The sequence below is a fragment of the Streptomyces pluripotens genome, from assembly GCF_000802245.2.
Lineage (GTDB): Bacteria > Actinomycetota > Actinomycetes > Streptomycetales > Streptomycetaceae > Streptomyces > Streptomyces pluripotens.
Genome location: NZ_CP021080.1, coordinates 7,054,929 through 7,073,067, shown reverse-complemented (window position 1 = coordinate 7,073,067; position 18,139 = coordinate 7,054,929). Strand labels below are relative to the sequence as shown.

Sequence of the window (18,139 nt, the reverse complement as noted above, 5' to 3'; positions counted from 1 at the left end):
GCCGGCGTCGCCGAGACCGTGCGCCAGAAGACGGCTTGATCAGCGGCGGCTCCGGGTCGACTCCAGGTCGCCTCCATGGCCCCCGAAGGGAGCGGCGACCCCGGCGGCAGCGCGGTCCGTCAGGCGGCGAGGTGACGGCCCGGCCCGAGCCGGTCGAGGAGCAGATCGAGATGAATTTCGGCCACGGGCGCAAGGAGGTCGGGGTGGCGCAGCAGAGCGGCAGCCCGCAAGTCACCGTCGTCGGGGGCGGTCAGACGCCGGAAATCGACCGGGATGCCGACGGTGTGTTCGCCGTCCACCAGGGCGCCGACCGCTCGTCCGGCCAGCTCGGGATCGGTGAGCAGGCCGGCCGCCCAACTGGCCACCACTTCGTCCACCCAGGTGCGCCAGCCCTGCTCCTCACCCGAGCCACCGTCGACCGGACCGGCCCCGGTGATGAGGTCGAGGCCCGCCGCGCCCCCGGGGCCCGTCATGGTGACGAGGGCGGCATCGGCCTCGGTCGGGTACCGCAGCCAAGCGGCAACGGTGACGGCCTGCAGGACCTGCGTTTCGCACAGGGCTGCGGCGAGCGCACCGTCGCACGGCGGATACGCGACCGTCAGCCAGCGTGACGTCGCGGCTATGAGGGGGGACAGATCAGTGAGCACGGCCGGACCGTCCGAGGTGCGAGGGAATCAGGGCTCGACGCAACGGTAGCCCCGCACCAGGCCCAGCAGGCCGGGGTGCGAACCAGGTCATATGTGTCCTAGCCCACGCCGGGGTCGCTCGCCGCCCGGCAGTACCGCGTGCCAGCGCATGAGACCAAGGCGGCAGGACCGGGCATGCGGGGTACTCGGTCGTGGCTGGTTCGCCTGCGGCGACCGAGGGATCGAGTCGAGCGGACTCTCTGACGAAGGGAGCGGACCCATGCGGCACGACGAGATGATCGGAAAGGTTCAAGCGCTCGCCCAGCTACCCGACCGGGGTACCGCCGAGCGAGCCACGCACGCGGTCCTGAGCACGCTGTCAGAACGCCTCCCGTCCGGCTTGGCCCGGCATGTGGCCGCCCAACTGCCGCCCGGCCTGGCGGCGGCCATGCGGGAGACAGCCGACAGCTCGGGGACCGGCTCCGGTGCGATCGGTGAACGGTTCGGGCTGACCGTCTTCGCCGGACGCATCGCCGACCGGGCCGGCACCCGCGAGGACACGGCCCTGCGGGAGGCCGCCGCCGTACTGGAGGTGCTGGACGCGGCACTGGCCCCGGAGCTGACCGAACGGATGGCAGGCGCCCTTCCGGCCGACATTCGCGAGTTGCTGCCGGTGGGTCGCACGACTGAGAACACCGCAGGGCCCCGTTGAAACCTGGCGGTACGGGCACTCGGCCGTGCTCCGCCGGTCACCGACCGTTCTTGTCACACGACGGTCTCGGTCCCCGGACCGGCGGCGGTCGCGGTCCGCACGACCAACACCTCCGTCCGGTGGAACCCGGGCGCGGGCGCGTTGCGCCGGCTCCTCCTCCCCGCCCTGCACTTACGGTTCTCTAGGTGTGACCCTCCGTCAGCGACGGGTGGCGGCAACGAGGCGGGAGCAGTCGTGGGCGATGCGCGTCGGCGGACGGCCGGCCCCGGAGGAAGGCGTGGGGCGGAGGGTACGGTACTGGGCAGCCGCCCGGGGTACTCCGTGCGGCTGCCGCCCGCCTCGCGCCCCGAGCCGGAAGCATCGACGGCCGAACGGACCGTGCTGTGGCTGCGGATCGCCGCGGCCTACGCCTGGCGGCTCATCCTCGTCGGGATCGTCGTCTACGGCGTCTTCAGCATCCTCGGCAGCTTCCAGCTCATCGCCGTGGCCCTGTTCCTCGCCCTGGTCGTCACGTCCGTGCTGCGCCCCCTGGCCGATCTACTCAACCGGGTGCTGCCGAGACCGCTGAGCGTTGCCGTGGCGATCGTGGGGAGTCTGCTGCTCCTACTGGCCCTGCTCGCGCTGGTGGGCAATGCGGTAGCCGGCGAGTGGGCACGGCTGTTGAGTGAACTCCGCGGTGGCGTGCACCGCATCGAGGAATGGCTGCAACGGCCTCCCTTCCGGCTCAGTCCGGGCAAGCTCTCCGATCTCCAGCGTCAGGTGACGAACTACGTATCCGCACACCAGTCGACTCTGCTCAGCAGCGCCCTCAGCGAGCTGGGCCGGGTGGTCGAATTGATCACTGGCGGCGCACTGGCGCTCTTCGCCTCGGTCTTCTTCATCCATTCCGGCGAGCAGTTGTGGAGCTGGATGCGGGACCAGCTGCTGCCGAGCGGCGCGCGCCCTGCCTGGGAACGGGCGGGGCGGGCAGCCTGGCGCACCTTCGCCGGGTACGTACGCGGCATCATCATCGTGGCCGCGACCAACGCCGTGCTGGTCGGCGTCGCTCTGCTGTTGCTGCGGGTTCCGCTCGCACTACCGCTGGCGCTGCTGGAGTTCTTCGCCGCGTTCGTGCCGCTGGTGGGCTCACCGGTCGCTCTCGCGGTAGCCACGGTCGTCGCGCTCGCCGGCCGCGGACCGCTCACCGCCGCGGCCGTGCTTGCGCTCATCGTGGTGATCGGCCAGCTGGAAGGACACGTACTGCATCCACTCGTGCTGAGCTGGGCGGTACAACTGCACCCGCTCGTCGTCGCCGTGTCCGTCATCGGTGGCAGCATCGTCGCGGGCGTGATCGGCGCCGTGGTGGCCGTCCCCTTCGTCTCGGTCATCTGGGCGGTGTTGCGCGCGCTACGCGCGCTGCCCCCGTGACGGTTCAGCGAACGCCGGCACCCGGCATCCGGATCTGCATCGCGAGCGACTTCCTGCCGAAGGCGAGGAAGACGGAGGCGGTCAGCCAGCGTCGGCCATCGGGGCGGCCGACCGAGCCGCGCGTCCGGCTCGGCAGGGCCCGGGGTACTCCCGGGCGAAGCCCCCTGAGGGCACCCGGCCGCCGGGTCAGCCGACGGCGAAGTCCCGCAGCTGGTCCACGGAGCCGTTGAAATGGTCGTGGTCGCCGACGGTCTTGCCGCTGGAGGTGTACTGCCACATCGTGTACGCCGCCCACCCCGACGGCAGTGGGCCCACCGTCGAGGCATAACGGGCGATCCACAGCGGGTTGGTGCGGCCGAAGCCGGCGTAATTCCCCGTGCACTGGGTCCACCAGCTGGTGGCCGTGTAGATGACCGCGTCCCGGCCGGTGCGGGACTTGTAGCGGCCGAGGAAGTCGCTGATCCAGCTGACCATCGCGCTCTTGGACTTGCCGAAGCAGGCGTCGCCGTAGGGGTTCCATTCGATGTCGAGGACACCGGGCAGTGTCTTGGCGTCCTTGGACCAGCCGCCGCCGTGGTCCACGAACCAGTCTGCCTGCGTCGCGCCGCCGGTCGTGTCCGGGGTCGCGAAGTGGTACGACCCACGGATCATGCCGACGCCGTACGAGCCGTTGTACTGCTGCGCGAAGTAGGGGTTGGTGTAGTACGTCCCCTCGGTGGCCTTCGCGTACGCCCATTTCGTACTGCTGCCCCAGAGAGTCGTCCAGTCGACGTCGCCCTGGTAGCTGGAGACGTCCACGCCTTCGGTATGTGTCCCCCTGATGGCGGCACGTGGAGCGGCACCGCCGCCCTCGTCGTGGGCGAGAACGCCCATGCCCATGTGGGCGCTGCCCCGCACAGGCACGTCGGGGGCCGCCGCTGGCAGGGCCGCCGAAGCGGACAGGAAGAGAAGGAGGCCGGTCAGGACGCCCGTGACGGCCAGGCGTGAGCGGCTGCGGTGGAGGGATATGGAACATCGCACGGAATCCATCTGACCCGTAGTCGGGCGGTACCGCACTCCGGGTACCGCCCAACGCCGCCGTCTCGGGCTGTGTTTGACCCATACGGGTGACCTGTCCGGCCGCGGGCGGCACCGCACGCGCCTCCCCCGCGGCCGGCCACCGAGGGTCAGCCCTCGATGCGGTGCAGGTTCCAGAAGGAGGTGAGGTCGGTGCTGGTGGCGGCCTGGGCCGCGGCCTTGAACTCGGCCGTGGTCGAGACGCCGTACCAGTGGGCTGCCGCGTAGTCCTTCAGCAGCTTGGCCATGGCTGTATCGCCAAGTACGCGCCGCAGGTCGTGCAGCGCGCACTTGCCGTAGCCGTAGACGACGGTGGAGTACCGGGAGGGATGCGCGTCCCAGTAGGCCATCGAATTGGTGATCTTCTCGGCGCTGGAGCCCCAGGAGACGTTGTTCCAGCAGTTCGCGCCGGTCTTGCCGAGGGCAAGGTCGGTGGCGTAGTCGGTGAACGCCTCGTCCAGCCAGGGGCTGTGGTACTCGTCGTCGCCGACGATGCCGTACCACCACTGGTGGCCGATCTCGTGGGTGAGCGCGGTGGTGCTGACCAGGTCGAGGACGAAACCGGGGTATTCCATGCCGCCGAACCAGTAGTTGTTGTCGATGACGGCGTCCAGTTCGCCGTAGGGGTAGGCGCCGAAGCGTGCGGCGTGGGCGTCCACGGCCCGTTCGGCGGTGCTGAGCATCGACTGGGCGCTGGAGGAGCTGATGCCCGACACCGCGTACACGTTCACGGCGACCCCGGCGGACGAGGTGCCGGATATCTTGGTGAAGGGCCCGGCGGCCCAGGCGAAGTCACGGACCTTGGTGGCGGTGGCCGTGGTGACCGTACGACCGCTGGAGCCGGGAGTGTCGGTGGAGGTGCCGGTGGCTGGTACCAGCAGGGTGCTGGGGTGGTCGAGGGTCACCTTGTAGTCGGCGGCCAGCGAGTAGAACGACTCGCCGTTGTTGGTGTACGGATCCAGGTGCCAGCCCGCACCGTCACGAATCGCGAGGACGGGCAGTGCGTTGCCGATGAAGCTGAACGCTCCGTCGTGGCCGAAGCGGTCGGCGCCGCTGGGCACGCTGATGCTGAGGTCGAAGCCGATCGTGGTGCTTTGGCCCTGCCCCAGCGGTGCCGGCAGGTCGACCTTGAGGGCGGTGCAGGCCACGGACAGGGCACCTGCAGTGCCGCCACTGACCCCGCTCACCTTGATCGGCATGCTGTTGCAGGTGCCGTGGTAGTTGTCCCACAGCCGCAGGTAGACCTCGCTGAGGGCGGTGGCGGAAGCATTGGTGAAGGTCACGCTCTCGTGCCCGGTCCAGACGGTGCCGCTGGTGTCACTGCTGAGACTGATGGTGTACGAGGGCGTTGCCGGGGTGCGGGTGGAGTCGGCGGGCGGAGGAGTGCTACCGCCGGACGTCGTGAGGGCGATGTCGTCCAGGACGAAGCTCGTCTGAAGGCTGTAGTCCTCCTCGCCGGTGAAGGACAGGTCCACCGTCTGACCGGCGAACGACGATACGTCGAACGACTCCTGCACGTAGCCGGTGTGCGCGTCCAGGTTCGAGTAGGTGGCCAGCGTCGTGTCGCCGATCTTGGCGGTGAGTCTGTCGTACGCGGTGGACGACGTCGTCTCGGCGGTGTCGATGTGCAGCCAAAAGGTCAGGCTGGCGGCGCTGCACCCGGCCGGGATCGTCACGCTCTGGGTGAGGGTGTCGGTGTGGGCACTTCCGTATCCGTCCAACCAGGCGTAGGAGCTGCCGCTGTGAGCGCTCTGGCTGGAACTGTTGGTGATCACTCCGGTGGAAGCGGCCCAGGGTGATGTTCCGCTCTCGAAGCCACCGTTGGCGACGACCTGGGCCGGACTGCAGGAGGCGGAGGTCGTGGACGGCTGGGCGGCGGCGGGTGTGCCGGGGAGCACGAGGGCAGCCAGTGCGGCGACGGTGACCGCAGCGGCGCCGAGGGATTTGTGGGGGGTCGATCTCACACGCTACTCCTTTGCGGCGGCCGGGATTCCGGCCTGCTCGATGGCCACCTGGCCGGCTCGGTGCGCCGGAGGGGCCGTGGACGGGGCTTGCGCGATCGGCGTGCTGGGGAGCGTGTCGTGTCCTCGCGGGTTCGGGGACGCGACTGCCGAAAGGGTGACAGATTTGACTGGTCCATGCCAGAAGTGGGGCGGAAGCGGGTTGCTGCGCTCGCCGGGACGGTCCGGGCCATGCCGCCACCGTGGCGCGGCTGCGCGGCCCGGCGGCCAGCACACGGGCCGATCGGCCGGCGCGCCGCGGCCACGCGTTCGGCCGGACGCCGGACGGCCCAGATCGACGCCGTCGCTCTTCCTTCACTGACCGCGACAGTCGGGGCACCGTCGGCCGTGCCGACGGTGCCCACCCCGTGCGGCCCAGCTGACCCCGGTCATCCCCCCGTCACGGCCAGTGCCGGGGTCAGCTTCGCCCAGGGGTTCGGCATCTCACCCGTGACCGGACCGCACACCGCCGCGCCCCGCTCGCGCGTGGTGCGCACGGCGAGCGGGACGAGGGCCTCGGGGACGCCGTACACCAGATGGCAGAACCGCTCCGGCGGAAGGCGGTCGGTCCAGGCCGGCCGGGTGAACGCCGAGACGTACGTGGACCAGTGCCCCTCGAAGGTGACCGTGAGGTCAGCCAGGCGGGCGTAACCCGGCGCCGGGTGGACTCCGGGGTTGAGGACGACCGAGCCCGCCCCGAGCCGCCGCAGGTCCCGGACCAGGCGGCGGCAGGCGGACAAGCCTTCCGGGGTGGCGCAGACCCGGTCGAGGAAGCAGCCGTCAACCGCGTACCAGGCCTGATGGCGGCGCACGTCCTCAGCGACCTCGGCCCGGTCCCGGACGCCGTAGTCGGTGTCGGCGTAGCCGAGTAGGCGGGCACCGGCGGCGCGCAGCGCCCGGGCGGCCGCCGCGAACGCGGGGTCAGGAGCGACGCCGGGGCCGTTCGCCGGGTTGAGGACGACCGCGTAGGTGCGGGCCGCCGCCGTGATCAGCCGGTGCCAGGCTCCGGGATCCTCGGCCGGGTGCACGTACAGCGGTACCAGCAAGCTCACGGCAGGCGCCCGCTCCGTGCCGTGACCGCCCACAGCGCGTCGAGAGCGTCGTCCAGGTCGTGCTCGGGCCGCCAGCCCAGGGCGCGCTCGGCGGCAGTGATGTCGGAGCACTGCCACGACACCCGGGCAGAGCGGGCCGAGCCGCCCGTGGACTCCTGAAGCCTCCCCCGGAATCCGGCTCGGCGGGCCAGGCCGTGCACCAGCTCCCGTACGGCGACGGCCGTTCCGCCACTGATGTTGAGTACGGACGGCAGGTGTCCCGGGGCCGTCACCGTGAGGGCGACCGCGCGGGCGAGGTCGCGTACGTCGACGAAGTCACGGTACGCGGACAGGTCCCCCAGTTGCAGCACCGCGTCGGGCTCCGGACCGGCCGAACGGAGCAGGGAGGCCATCCGGCCGGGCAGGTTCGCGGCGGGGGCGCCGGGACCGACCGGGTTGCCGACCCGGAGCACCACGGCGTCCAGGGCGGCGGAGGTCACCGCGACCGTGCCCGCGAGCTTGGTCGCGCCGTAGGGCGTGACCGGACAGGCCGGTGCCGCCTCGGCGACCGGTACGTCCGGGGTGCCGGGCCCGTACTCGGCAGCAGAGCCGAGGTGCACCAGGCGTGCGGTGGGCGCTGCCTCGCGCAGCGCGGCGCACAGCACGGCGGGGCCTCTGGCGTTGACCTCGGCCAGGGTCACGGGGTTGCCACCGGTGGCACCCGCGCAGTTGACCACGACGTCGGGCGCAGCCGCCGTGAGGGTCTTCGTGAGTGCCTCCGGCCGGTCAGTGGCCAGGTCGACGCGGAACCCCGCGGCGAGGGAGCGGCCGGCGGCGAGGATCTGCGCGCCCGGCAGGGCGCGCAGATCCTCGGTCACATGGCGGCCCAGGTATCCGGTGCCGCCCAGGACAAGAATGCGCATGCGGTACTCAGGCTCCCTTGAGCAGCAGGGACTTGCGGGTGGTGAACTCGGCGTTGGCCCGGTCGTAGTCGTCGGGTCGACCGATGTCCAGCCAGTAGCCCTCGAATTCGTAGGCGTGCGGCGGGGTGTGGGAACGCAGCAGGTCGAGGACGAGTTCGTCGAAGCCCAGCGGCAGCCCCGGTGTGTAGGCGTCCAGGGCCTCGCGGCTGAGGCCGTAGACCCCCATGGAGACCCGGTAGTCCATACTCGGCTTCTCGGTGAACGCGACGACCTTGCTGGCGTCGGTGGTGAGAACTCCGAAGTCGATGTGCACCTTGCGGGCGTACGTGGCGATGGTCAGCGGCGCCCCCGAGTCCTGGTGCCGGCACAGGACGTCGGCGTAGTCGAGGTCGGTGAGGACGTCGCCGTTCATGACGAGGAACGACTCCGGTAGCCGGTCGCGCAGGTTGAGCAGTGGCCCCATGGTGCCGAGCGGGCTCTCCTCGGTGGCGTAGTCGACGTTCATGCCCCATTGCGAGCCGTCGCCGACGTAGGCGCGGATGATCCCGCCGAGGTGGCCGATCGCAATGGTGCAGCCGGTGAAGCCGGCCGCCGACAGCTGGCGCAGCACGATCTCCAGGATGGCGTGCTGATCACCGATGGGGACCAGCGGCTTGGGCAGTGCGGTGGTGTAGGGCCGCAGCCGGACGCCCTTGCCTCCCGCCAGAATCACTGCGTGCATGAGGCTCCTCCTTCGTTCAGTGGGGGACGTGCCCGAGGGTCAGATGTTGTAGATGCCGGTCTTGTAACGGGCCAGGTTGGCCGGATCGCGGAAGAACTCCACGGTGTGCGCGAGGCCCTGCTCCAGGGTGTGTGCGGGTTGCCAGCCGGTGGCCTCGGCCAGCCGGCCGGCGTCGGCTACGAGCCGCATCACCTCGGAGTTGGCCGGCCGGATGCGCTCGGCGTCCTCACGTACGTCCAGGGCCGAGTCCATGACCTTGCCGATCAGCGCGACGAGGTCCCCTACCGAGATCTCGCCGCCGGTACCGGCGTTGAAGGTGTGGCCGACGACGTGACTGGCGGGAGCGGTGCCGACCGCGAGGAACGCCTGCGCGGTGTCCTTGACGAAGGTGAAGTCGCGGGTGGGACGGAGGTCGCCGAGGGTGATGGTGCGCTCGCCCGCCGCGACCTGCCCGATGACGGTGGGAATGACGGCGCGCATCGACTGGCGCGGCCCGAAGGTGTTGAACGGCCTGATGGTGGCGACAGGCGTACCGAAACTCGCGTGGTAGCTGTCCGCCAGCCGGTCCCCACCGGCCTTCGAAGCAGCGTATGGGGACTGGGTGTTGATGGGATGGTCCTCGGTGATGGGCACGGTCTGCGCGGTGCCGTAGGTCTCGCTGGTCGAGGTGTGTACGAGCCGCGGCGTGCCGAGGGCGCGCACCGCCTCCAGCACATTGAGGGTGCCGGTGACGTTGGTCTCCACGTAGCTGTGCGGAGCTTGGTAGGAGTACGGGATCGCGATCAGCGCGGCCAGATGGTAGGCGACGTCGGCACCTTCGAGCAGGCCACGGACGGATCCTGGATCGCGGACGTCTCCCAGGACGATCTCCACGTGGTCGAGGACGTCCGGGGAGAGGGTCTCCAGCCAGCCGTAGGAGGAGAAGGAGTTGTACTGGGCCATGGCTTTGACCCGGTGTCCGGAGGCGACCAGGGCCTCGGTGAGGTGGGATCCGATGAAACCCTCGGCTCCGGTGACTGCGGCAAGCGGTTCGGAGGTCAACAGACAGTTCCTTCCAGTGTGTTGGATGAGAGCAGAAACGGCATCAGGCGTGCCGGGCGGGGCGGCCGAGAAACCGCAGCACGCACGCCACGAGGCACAGGGCGGCAGTGCCGCAGCACAGTGGCAGCACGACGGAGCCCGGTGGCAGGTGGAGCAGCGTGACCGCGGCGGCCACGCCCGCGGCGGCCAGACAGATCACGACAGGTGGCCAGGCGGTTCCGAAGGCCTGGAGGAGCAGCGCCGTCCACAGGGTGGCCGCGAGCAGGAGCAGCGCGGCCGGCGCGGCGCCGGTGACGTATGCGGCGGGCAGCAGGGTCAGTAGGTAGGCCAGCAGGCACAGACCTAGCACGGCCGCCGAGCGCAGGAGGAACCCAGCGGGGGTGGCGCTTGCGCGCAGGGCGGCCACGGACAGGCCCCGATATCGGTACAGGAGCCATTCGGCAGGTCCCATACTGACCGTCAGCACGATCACCGCATGGGGCTCCCGCCGCCCTTCCAGTAGCACCAGAACGCCCGCGGCCAGTCCGAACAGCCCGTACGGCAGGGACCGCAGCAGCGGGGGCCGGCTTCCGTCGGGTGCGGCCGGTGCAGCGAGACGGGCCCGCAGGGCGAGGCCGGTCACGATGAGTACAGCCAGCAAGGCAAGCAGCGGCGGTCCGGCCCTCAGCAGGGTGCCGGGCTCCCACCAGGGCAGGACGGCGGCGCCCGCGATCAGCGGGGTGAGCGCGGCGAGCAGCAGCCGTTCTCGGCCCAGTACGAGCAGGGCGCCCGCCGCCGCCAGGTACACCGACTGCGCTGCGGCCGTCAGACTGACCAGGACACCGCCGGCCAGCGGGACGGCGGTGGCGGTGGCGAGTGCCGCACCCAGGGGCGCACCGGTGAGGAGAGTACGGGCGGCCTCCCGGTGCCCGGTCGCCAGCTGCAGGTGGGCGCGGTGACCAAGCGCCTGGCCCCATGACCAGGAGACGAGCCCGGCCAGGATCAGCGCGTCGGCGTGCCGCCCTGGGTGCCACAGGGGTGCGGTGAGCAGGTACGCCAGCCCCGGAAGCGCGAACAGCACCCCGCGCAGCAGGCAGCGGACGTGGTCCGGGCGCCAGGGGTCGGCTCCACCCACGGGCTCCGGGAAGGTCCGGGGCACCTGCTCGTAGAGCGCGGTGGCCAGGGAGAAGAGGTTCGGATGGCCGTACCGTTCCCGTATCTGCTCTGCGGTCATGCCCTCGGCCTCCAGCAGGGCGGCCACCTCGTACGGGTGGACGGCCGGGCCGACGCGGTCGGCGAGTTCGGCCGCGAGCGCGCTCACCTGGGCCTCGTTGTCACCGCGTCCGGGCAGCCGCAGGGTCGTCGTGTCATCATCGCGAGCGGGTGTTCCGGCGAGCCGCAGGGTGAGCGTGTCGTGTTCGGTGCCGCCCGGTTCCAGCGCCATGGGTCCACTCATCCGGCCAGACTCCCCGCGACGATCCTGAGGTCCTGACCCGGCTCGACGGTTGCGGGCAACGCCCAAGCGGGCATGGCCAGTTCCAGGTACACGGAGCGGAAGGTTTCGATGGTCTGACACAGCGTGAACCGGTCGATCACACGCAGCCGGGCCGCCTCCCCCATGGCCCTGCGCCGCTCGACGTCGCCGAGCAGTTCCAGGGCCGCAGCGGCCATCCGGGCCGGGTCGCGGGGCGGCACCACGAGACCGGCGTCGCCGACGGCCTCGCGCACGCCGCCCACATCGGTGGAGACGGTCGCCCGACCGCAGGACATGGCCTCGATGAGGGTGAACGGGAAGCCCTCGCTGATGCTGGAGAGCATCACCACGTTCCCGGCCGCGTAGGCGTCCTTGATGTCGTCGACGCGTCCCTCGAAGGTGACGGCGTCCGCGTGCCCCAGCTCGGCGGCCAGTGCCTCGCAGCGCTCCCGGTAGACCTCACCCCCTCGGGGTGTACCGCCGAACAACCGCAGCCGGGCGGCGGGCAACTCGGCCCGAACCAGGCAGAAGGCGCGGATCAGCGTTTCCAAGTCCTTGATGGGGTCGACCCGCCCCGCCCAGCTGAGCGTGGGCTCGTCCGGTTCGGGGCCGGCGGGCGGGAAGGCGGCGGGGTCCACCCCGTTGTAGACGGTGCGGATGGCCCGCGGATCGGCACCGCCCTGTTCCTCCCAGAGTCGGTTGTAGCGGTTGCCCGGGGTGATCAGGGCGGCCCGGCGGTAGCTCTCCTCGGCAAGCAGCCGGAAGAAGCCGAGCACAAGGGCCTTGACCGGCCAGCGGTAGGGGGCGGTGCGGTAACCGAGGTAGCGCTCGCGCAGGTAGACACCGTGCTCCGTGAGCAGCAGCGGGACCTCGTAGCGTTCCACACCTGCGAGGCCGGGCAGCACGGCGACGCCGCCGCTGACGGCGTGTGCCACGCCGTACCGGGGTGGCGGTGCGGCCAACGGGCGTAGGGCGTGTTCGAGCAGGGCGGTGGCGGTGACCGCGTCGTGCAGGGTGGGCCGGGCCTCGCGGACCGCGAGACCGGGACGGTTCCACACCGCCGCCAGGATGGCGATGGCACGGTCACCGCGCAGGAACGCGCTCAGCGTGCCCTCCACGGCCGCCCGGGCCATGGTGTAGAGCGCGGGTGCGAAGTGCTCCTCGGCGTGCGGGTCGAGCAGCGAGGTCAGGAACCGTTCGTAGGCGGCGGAGAGCCGGTTGCGGGCGCGGCCCCGGGGGAGGCGTCCGGCAGGCGGGGCGCCCCACATGGGGACGCAGAGCACGTCGTGGACATGGGAGGGCAGCTCCCATACGACGGGTTCGCGCCCGGTGCCGGTGACGGCGATGACGTCGAAGTCGAGGTCGGGCATGCCCTGGACGAGTTGGTCGCACCAGACGCTGACACCTCCGTGGCTGTGCGGGTAGGTGCCTTCGGTGAGCAGGGTGACGTGCGCCGCGCCCGGGCGGCGCACAGGGTGAACGTGCATCGATTGTGCTCCACGGCCGAGATGTGGGGTGGTCGTGCGGGCTCCGGCCGCCGATGGGCGGCCGGGAGCTCTGGTCGGTGCGCCGTTCAGTTGTCCGGGGAGTACGGGACCTGCCTGGTCACGCCCGTCGGGACCTTGGTGCGCGGTGCCGGGTGGGTGGCCCTCGTCGTGCTGCCCGCGGTGGAGGCGGGGACGGAGGTGGGCGCCGGCAGGGTGAAGACGAGCGGGCTACCGGAGGAGGGGGTCCAACCGGACACCTCGCCTGCGTAGGCGCCGCCGAAGGCGCCGCCCCCCAGGGTGGTGCCGGTCGGCAGGGTTGCGGTGACGGCGGTCGCATCAGGCGCCTGGACGGTCACCGTGTTGCCGATGCGGTACCCGGTGATCTGCCCGGCGTTCAGCGCGTTCTTCCAGGCTGCGCGACGCTGCAGTTCGATACCGATGTCCTTCATCCGCAGGTTCACCACCGGGGTGTTGTCCGCGAAGAGGGCGTCGTAGCCGTCGAGGACGCCATCGAGGACCGGGTAGGCGATGCGGTCCTCGGTGAGGTTGGACTGGTGGATGAAGTGCGGTTTGGGGTCGTTGGACAGCACATGGCCGAGGTCGATGCGGGTCTCCAGCGGCACGATGTAGTCGGTGTAGCCGGTACTCGTGTCCAGCGGGGTCGACATACAGGTGGTGGTGTCCGGGTGGTCCTCGCAGATGCCACTGCCGCCCTGGGCACGGCTGGTGTAGAGCCAGTTGTACTCGTCGACTTCCTCGACGGTCCGGCCCGCGTTGTAGAAGACGTTCATCGGGTAACGGGCGACCGTGGTGGCGGTGCCGACCTGGCGCTGCTCGGGGTCGCGCGAGTTGTCCGAGGCGAGCCACTTGATGTTTTCTGCGGCGAGGGCGGGCGCCAGGTTGGGGTTGTCCTCGGGCTGCTGCGGGAGGATCCGTAGGCCAGAGTGCTCACCGGTGACCAACTCGCTGCTTTCCAGGGGGAGTCCGACGTTCTCGCCCCAGACGCGGTTGGTAGCGATCTCGTAGTTGATCGTGTTCTCGTCCACCCACTTGGTGCTGCCGTCGGCATTCGTCTGGCACGTCCACGGCACCACGCTGGTGTTCTGCTCGCAGCCGAGGAAGGCGTGCGTGAAGGTGTGGTTGATCCAACGGAACTGGTCGCGGTCGGCGATGAGTTTGTCGGCGAGATGGTCGACGCCGTTGTTGTCCTCACGCTGGTCCACGCTGCCGGAGCCGTTGTAGACCAGGTCGAAGGTGAAGCGGTGGCTGTTCTGCCAGGCGGTGGCGTAGTCGACGTCCGCAGCCGTCATGCGGATCGGGCTCGGCGTGCCCGCGTCGTTGGTGCAGTCGACATCGCCGGGAGTGCAGTTGAGCTCGGTGTCCCACCGGTCGTCGGCGGCGAGCACGTCGTCGACGTGCACGGCGAAGTAGTTGTGGGAAGCGCCGAGGTGCACACCGTCGGTCATCCACTCCACGATGCCGCGGGCCAGCAGTCGAAACTGCTCCTGGTATTGGTTGTAGACGAAGGTGACGACGAGTTCGCGGCGCCCGTCGTGCCGGTATTCGCCGACCAGGGAGCCCTCCTCGGACGTACCCGGGATGGGTGCCTGCACATACGGGGTGAAGTCGGCTCCTGCGACCGGCGCCGAGAGGTAGCCGTAACTCTCGTCCACCGAGCTGGAGTTGTTTTCGAACGGCACCGGGCCGGCCAGATAGCCGAAGGGGCCGGCCAGTCCGGCGGCCGTCACCTGGGCCTTCGCCCCGTCGAGGCTGCCCGAGTAGCCGCTGGAGGCCGCGTACTGCAGGCCGACCTCAGGGCGGGCGTAGGTGTAGGCGTCGACCTGCGGGATCGCGTACGTCTGCTCGTAGTCGTCGAGGGCGGCCATCTCGCTGCTCCCGGCCGCGAACGGGTTGTCGTCGGGCAGGACGACGGCCTGAAACCTGGCCCGGGGCCGGCCGTCGACGGTGTCCGCGAGGAAGGCGGCGTCGATGGTGGGCCGGCCGGGGGCCGTGAGGTCAACCTTGGTGTACGGCGTGCCCGCGGTGTCGAGTTCCGCGGCTATGGCGTCGGTCGCCGGACCACCATCGCTCACCACCAGGACTCTGAGGTCGATGCGTGGTGTGGTGCTGTCGGCGTGCGCCGGACCGGCCTGGAGGCCGAACGCGGCAATGAGCGCACCCACCGTAAGCACGGTGGTGCGAAAAGTCCGCTTCATGCGGTGCAGTCCCCTCCCCGGGCAGGAGTGAGCACGGCTCGCATGGACCGGACGCACCCCCTTGCGCAACGCGGGCATCCCCCTCAGAAGCCGGTCGTCACGCATCCGTCGCGTCACATGGTGATGGCTCTGTGTAGCTTTTGTGGCCGGATTACGGAATCTGATGGAAAGTGCAGGTTTCCATCAGAGTTCTGAACCAACCCGACAGGCCGTTGGTCCGTTGATGCGGCGAGAGGCGTCCCGAGATAGAAGGCGGCCCCGTTCACTGGTCGGGCCGCCGCACAGTGCACCGCGCCAAAGGTCAACGGCTGAACCTGATACTGCGTCTGGTGGCCGGCGGGAACCGTGCCGAGTTCGTCGACGCCTGCGGGCCCACCATCGGCCACGACATGTGCGGAGCGCACCCGCGGGCCGCTGGATGGAACCCCTGCGGCCGGCCTCGCCCGCTGCTCCGGCCCATCTCGACGCAGGGGAGAACAGACCATGGCGCGGGCCGTGCTGCACCGGCTGGAGCGGGGCGCGGACGGCGTTGGGTCCAGGGGGCCCTGGTGACGTGCGGCGGCCTCCACGACCGTGTCGGAGGCCGCCGCACGGTCGGGTCAGCCGCCGAGCGCCCCCAGCACCACCGCCTGGGCCTCCTCCTGCACCTGGGCGAGGTGGTCGGTGCCGAGGAAGGACTCGGCGTACACCTTGTAGACCTCCTCGGTCCCCGAAGGCCGGGCCGCGAACCAGGCGTTGTCAGTCGTGACCTTGATGCCGCCGATGGCGGCACCGTTGCCCGGTGCCTCCGTCAGCACGGCCGTGACCGGTTCCCCGGCCAGCGTGTCGGCGGTGACCTGCGCCGGGGACAACTTGGCCAGCAGTGCCTTCTGTTCGCGGGTCGCGGGCGCGTCGACACGGGCGTAGGCGGGCTCGCCGAAGCGCGCGGTCAGTACGGCGTACTGCTCCGACGGCGTCCGATCCGTGACCGCGGTGATCTCCGAAGCGAGCAGGGCCGAAATGATGCCGTCCTTGTCGGTGGTCCACACCGAACCGTCCTGGCGCAGGAAGGACGCGCCGGTCGACTCCTCGCCGGCGAAACCGACGGTGCCGTCGGCCAGTCCGTCCACGAACCACTTGAACCCGACCGGCACCTCGACGAGCCGGCGGCCGAGGCTGGCGGCGACCCGGTCGATCATCGTGGAGGAGACCAGGGTCTTGCCGACGCCCACGTCGGCCGGCCACTGCTCGCGGTGCCGGAAGAGGTACGAGACAGCGACCGCAAGGTAGTGGTTGGGGTTCATCAAGCCGGTGTCCGGTGTGACGATCCCGTGCCGGTCGGCGTCGGCGTCGTTGCCGGTGGCGATCTGGAAACGGTCGCGTTGCTCGATGAGGGAGGCCATCGCGTACGGCGAAGAGCAGTCCATACGGATCTGGCCGTCCCAATCAAGGGTCATGAACCGCCAGGTGGGATCGGTGTCCGGATGGACCACCGTGAGATCCAGGCGGTGCTGTTCGGCGATCCGGCCCCAGTAGGCGACGGACGCTCCGCCGAGCGGGTCGGCACCGATGCGCACCCCGGCCGCCCGGACGGCATCCAGGTCCAGCACGCTCGGCAGGTCGTCGACGTAGGTGCCGAGGAAGTCGTACCGCCGGGTCGTGTCAACCGCGAGGGCCCGGGTGTACGGCAGCCGACGTACGTCCTTCAGGCCGCTTGCGATGATCTGGTTGGCGCGGTCCTGGATCCAAGAGGTCGCCGCGGAAGGGGCCGGACCCCCGCTGGGCGGGTTGTACTTGAAGCCGCCGTCCGCGGGCGGGTTGTGCGAGGGAGTGACCACCACACCGTCCCCCAGGCCGGAGGTACGGCCCCGGTTGTGGGTGAGGATCGCGTGGGACACCGCAGGGGTGGGGGTGTAGCCGTCCGCGCCGTCGATGAGCACGGTCACACCGTTGGCGGCGAACACCTCCAGCGCGGTGATCCTCGCCGGCTCCGACAAGGCATGGGTGTCGGCTCCCAGGAACAGCGGACCGTCCGTGCCACGCGCCGCGCGGTATTCACAGATCGCCTGGCTGGTGGCTGCGATGTGGTCCTCGTTGAAGGCGTTCGCCAGGGACGAACCCCGGTGCCCCGAGGTGCCGAACGCCACCCGCTGTGCCGGGTCGGCCGGGTCGGGGTGCAGCGCGTAGTACGCCGTGACCAGCCGGGCCACGTCGACAAGGTCCTGCGGACCGGCCGGCCGGCCCGCTCGCTCGTGCGGCATGAGTCCGTTCCTCCGCATCGGTGGGATCGTTCGCTCACCGCTCATCTTTACCTCGTCAGGAGCGCGGCGTGCGAGTGCGCCCCTCCGGCCGGAACACACGGGACCGACCGCCTGATGAGCCGTTCCTGCGGTGATCACCGCAGCACCGCGTACGCTTGTGTCGCCTGATGACAGGTGGGCCTGCGGCCATGCCCGGATCCATCACCAAAGCGGCCCAGTTCCTCTCCCGTTCCGCTCAGTGCACCGGGACCGCGGCCCCGGTCGCGGCCCCGCGGTTCGGCGGGCGGTGCCCGTGCCTGGTGGACTACCGCAGCCCTACTGGCGCCCGCGAGGTCAGCCGATGTGGTAACTGTCCCCGTACACCTGCCAGTCGAGTGGGGTGTCCAGGTCGAAGTTGCCCCTGCGCAAGAAGACCCGCTGCGCGGTGTCGACGCGGCTGGTGTCGCTGTGCGCCTCCTCCTGTTCCATGGCCCACACGCGGGCGTCGAGGAAAGCGTCGAGGTACGTCGTCTCGTCGCCACCCCGGGCCGGCGGCTCGGCACGGCGCAGGGCCCTCTTGCGGATGTTGCGGAAGCCGGTCGGCTCGTCTCCGTCGCCATGCATGACCAGGGCGTCGTAGTAGACGAACTGGCCGAGCGCACGCAGACCGTCGTCCTTGCCCCGGGCGATGGCGGGGTTGAAGTAGACCCGGTCGCGTTCGACGTTCTGGGCCTGCTGGAACGCTGGGTCCCGGGCGGCTTGGCGCCAGTCTCGCGGGAAGTCCGGATCGAGGCCCCGATGGGAGTCGGTGCCTTCGACCCGGTGCAGAGCGGGCAGATAGCGGGCGAGGACGTTGCCGGGCCTGAGATCGGTGTAGAGCCGGACGACGTCGAGCATGTCGCCGGTGCCGGAGCAGAACCCGATGAGACCGCCGGTGTAGCCACGGCCGTCGTCGATGTCCTCGATGTACTTGTACTGGGCCTTCCAGTCGAGCGAGGAGTTCTCCGCGCTCGACACCAGCTTCATCGCCGTCTCCTTCTTCGCTGGGTCGTCCAGGCCCGGTGCAGCCGCCGGCACCGTTCCGTCCCGCCGGATCGCCAGCAGGGAGCCGGAAGCGATGACGCCCAGCGCGACGACGGTCCGCCGGGAGACCCGTGCGCGGGCACGTGTTTCAGGGACTGGGTGCACGAGGGACTCCAACGAAAGGAAGGCGAGGCTGAAGATAGTAAAGTTTCCTATCGAAAGTC

At 70.4% G+C, this 18,139-nt stretch carries 14 protein-coding genes; 2 read left to right on the top strand and 12 right to left on the bottom strand.

Translation table 11 applies throughout. The annotated features are described in order from the left end of the window. Positions 1–119: 119 nt before the first annotated feature. Complete coding sequence (locus tag LK06_RS31245) at positions 120–647, bottom strand: ubiquitin family protein (RefSeq protein ID WP_039655517.1); 528 nt, start codon at positions 645–647, stop codon at positions 120–122. Positions 648–906: 259 nt separating this feature from the next. On the opposite strand from LK06_RS31245, the gene LK06_RS31240 reads away from it, so the two are divergent. After that, positions 907–1,338, top strand: a complete 432-nt coding sequence (locus tag LK06_RS31240; protein ID WP_039655518.1) for a DUF2267 domain-containing protein — start codon at positions 907–909, stop codon at positions 1,336–1,338. 234 nt (positions 1,339–1,572) lie between these two features. Beyond that, positions 1,573–2,745, top strand: a complete 1,173-nt coding sequence (locus LK06_RS31235; RefSeq protein ID WP_039655519.1) for an AI-2E family transporter — start codon at positions 1,573–1,575, stop codon at positions 2,743–2,745. 186 nt (positions 2,746–2,931) lie between these two features. Here the strand turns inward: LK06_RS31235 and LK06_RS31230 are convergent, their stop codons facing one another. The 11 genes from LK06_RS31230 to LK06_RS31175 form a co-directional block, all read right to left on the bottom strand. Further along, entirely contained in the window at positions 2,932–3,753 is an 822-nt protein-coding gene (locus LK06_RS31230; RefSeq protein ID WP_039655561.1) for a lysozyme, read from the bottom strand. 158 nt (positions 3,754–3,911) lie between these two features. Next, on the bottom strand, positions 3,912–5,765 hold the full coding sequence (locus tag LK06_RS31225; RefSeq protein ID WP_039655520.1) for a M1 family aminopeptidase: 1,854 nt from the start codon (positions 5,763–5,765) through the stop codon (positions 3,912–3,914). Between the two features lie 425 nt (positions 5,766–6,190). After that, complete coding sequence (locus tag LK06_RS31220; protein WP_039655562.1) at positions 6,191–6,853, bottom strand: spherulation-specific family 4 protein; 663 nt, start codon at positions 6,851–6,853, stop codon at positions 6,191–6,193. Beyond that, entirely contained in the window at positions 6,850–7,755 is a 906-nt protein-coding gene (locus LK06_RS31215) for an NAD-dependent epimerase/dehydratase family protein (RefSeq protein ID WP_039655521.1), read from the bottom strand. Before LK06_RS31215 ends, LK06_RS31220 begins: the two co-directional genes overlap by 4 nt. 7 nt (positions 7,756–7,762) lie before the next feature. Further along, positions 7,763–8,476, bottom strand: coding sequence for a nucleotidyltransferase family protein (locus LK06_RS31210; protein WP_039655522.1), 714 nt, complete (start codon positions 8,474–8,476; stop codon positions 7,763–7,765). Positions 8,477–8,515: 39 nt separating this feature from the next. Beyond that, complete coding sequence (locus tag LK06_RS31205) at positions 8,516–9,517, bottom strand: GDP-mannose 4,6-dehydratase (protein ID WP_039655523.1); 1,002 nt, start codon at positions 9,515–9,517, stop codon at positions 8,516–8,518. 43 nt (positions 9,518–9,560) lie between these two features. Then, positions 9,561–10,952 carry a hypothetical protein gene (locus LK06_RS31200; protein ID WP_039655524.1) on the bottom strand — a complete coding sequence of 464 codons (1,392 nt, stop codon included), beginning with the start codon at positions 10,950–10,952 and terminating at the stop codon, positions 9,561–9,563. Next, positions 10,949–12,457, bottom strand: a complete 1,509-nt coding sequence (gene pelF / locus LK06_RS31195) for a GT4 family glycosyltransferase PelF (RefSeq protein WP_039655525.1) — start codon at positions 12,455–12,457, stop codon at positions 10,949–10,951. The genes LK06_RS31200 and pelF overlap by 4 nt, the downstream gene beginning before the upstream one ends. Positions 12,458–12,543: 86 nt before the next feature. Beyond that, positions 12,544–14,673: a hypothetical protein gene (locus tag LK06_RS31190; RefSeq protein ID WP_039655526.1), complete on the bottom strand. Its 2,130-nt coding sequence runs from the start codon at positions 14,671–14,673 to the stop codon at positions 12,544–12,546. Positions 14,674–15,272: 599 nt separating this feature from the next. Then, positions 15,273–16,913, bottom strand: coding sequence for a phosphoglucomutase (alpha-D-glucose-1,6-bisphosphate-dependent) (gene pgm / locus LK06_RS31180; RefSeq protein WP_043435416.1), 1,641 nt, complete (start codon positions 16,911–16,913; stop codon positions 15,273–15,275). A 333-nt stretch (positions 16,914–17,246) separates the two neighbouring features. After that, complete coding sequence (locus LK06_RS31175) at positions 17,247–18,080, bottom strand: chitosanase (RefSeq protein WP_039655563.1); 834 nt, start codon at positions 18,078–18,080, stop codon at positions 17,247–17,249. Positions 18,081–18,139: the final 59 nt, after the last annotated feature.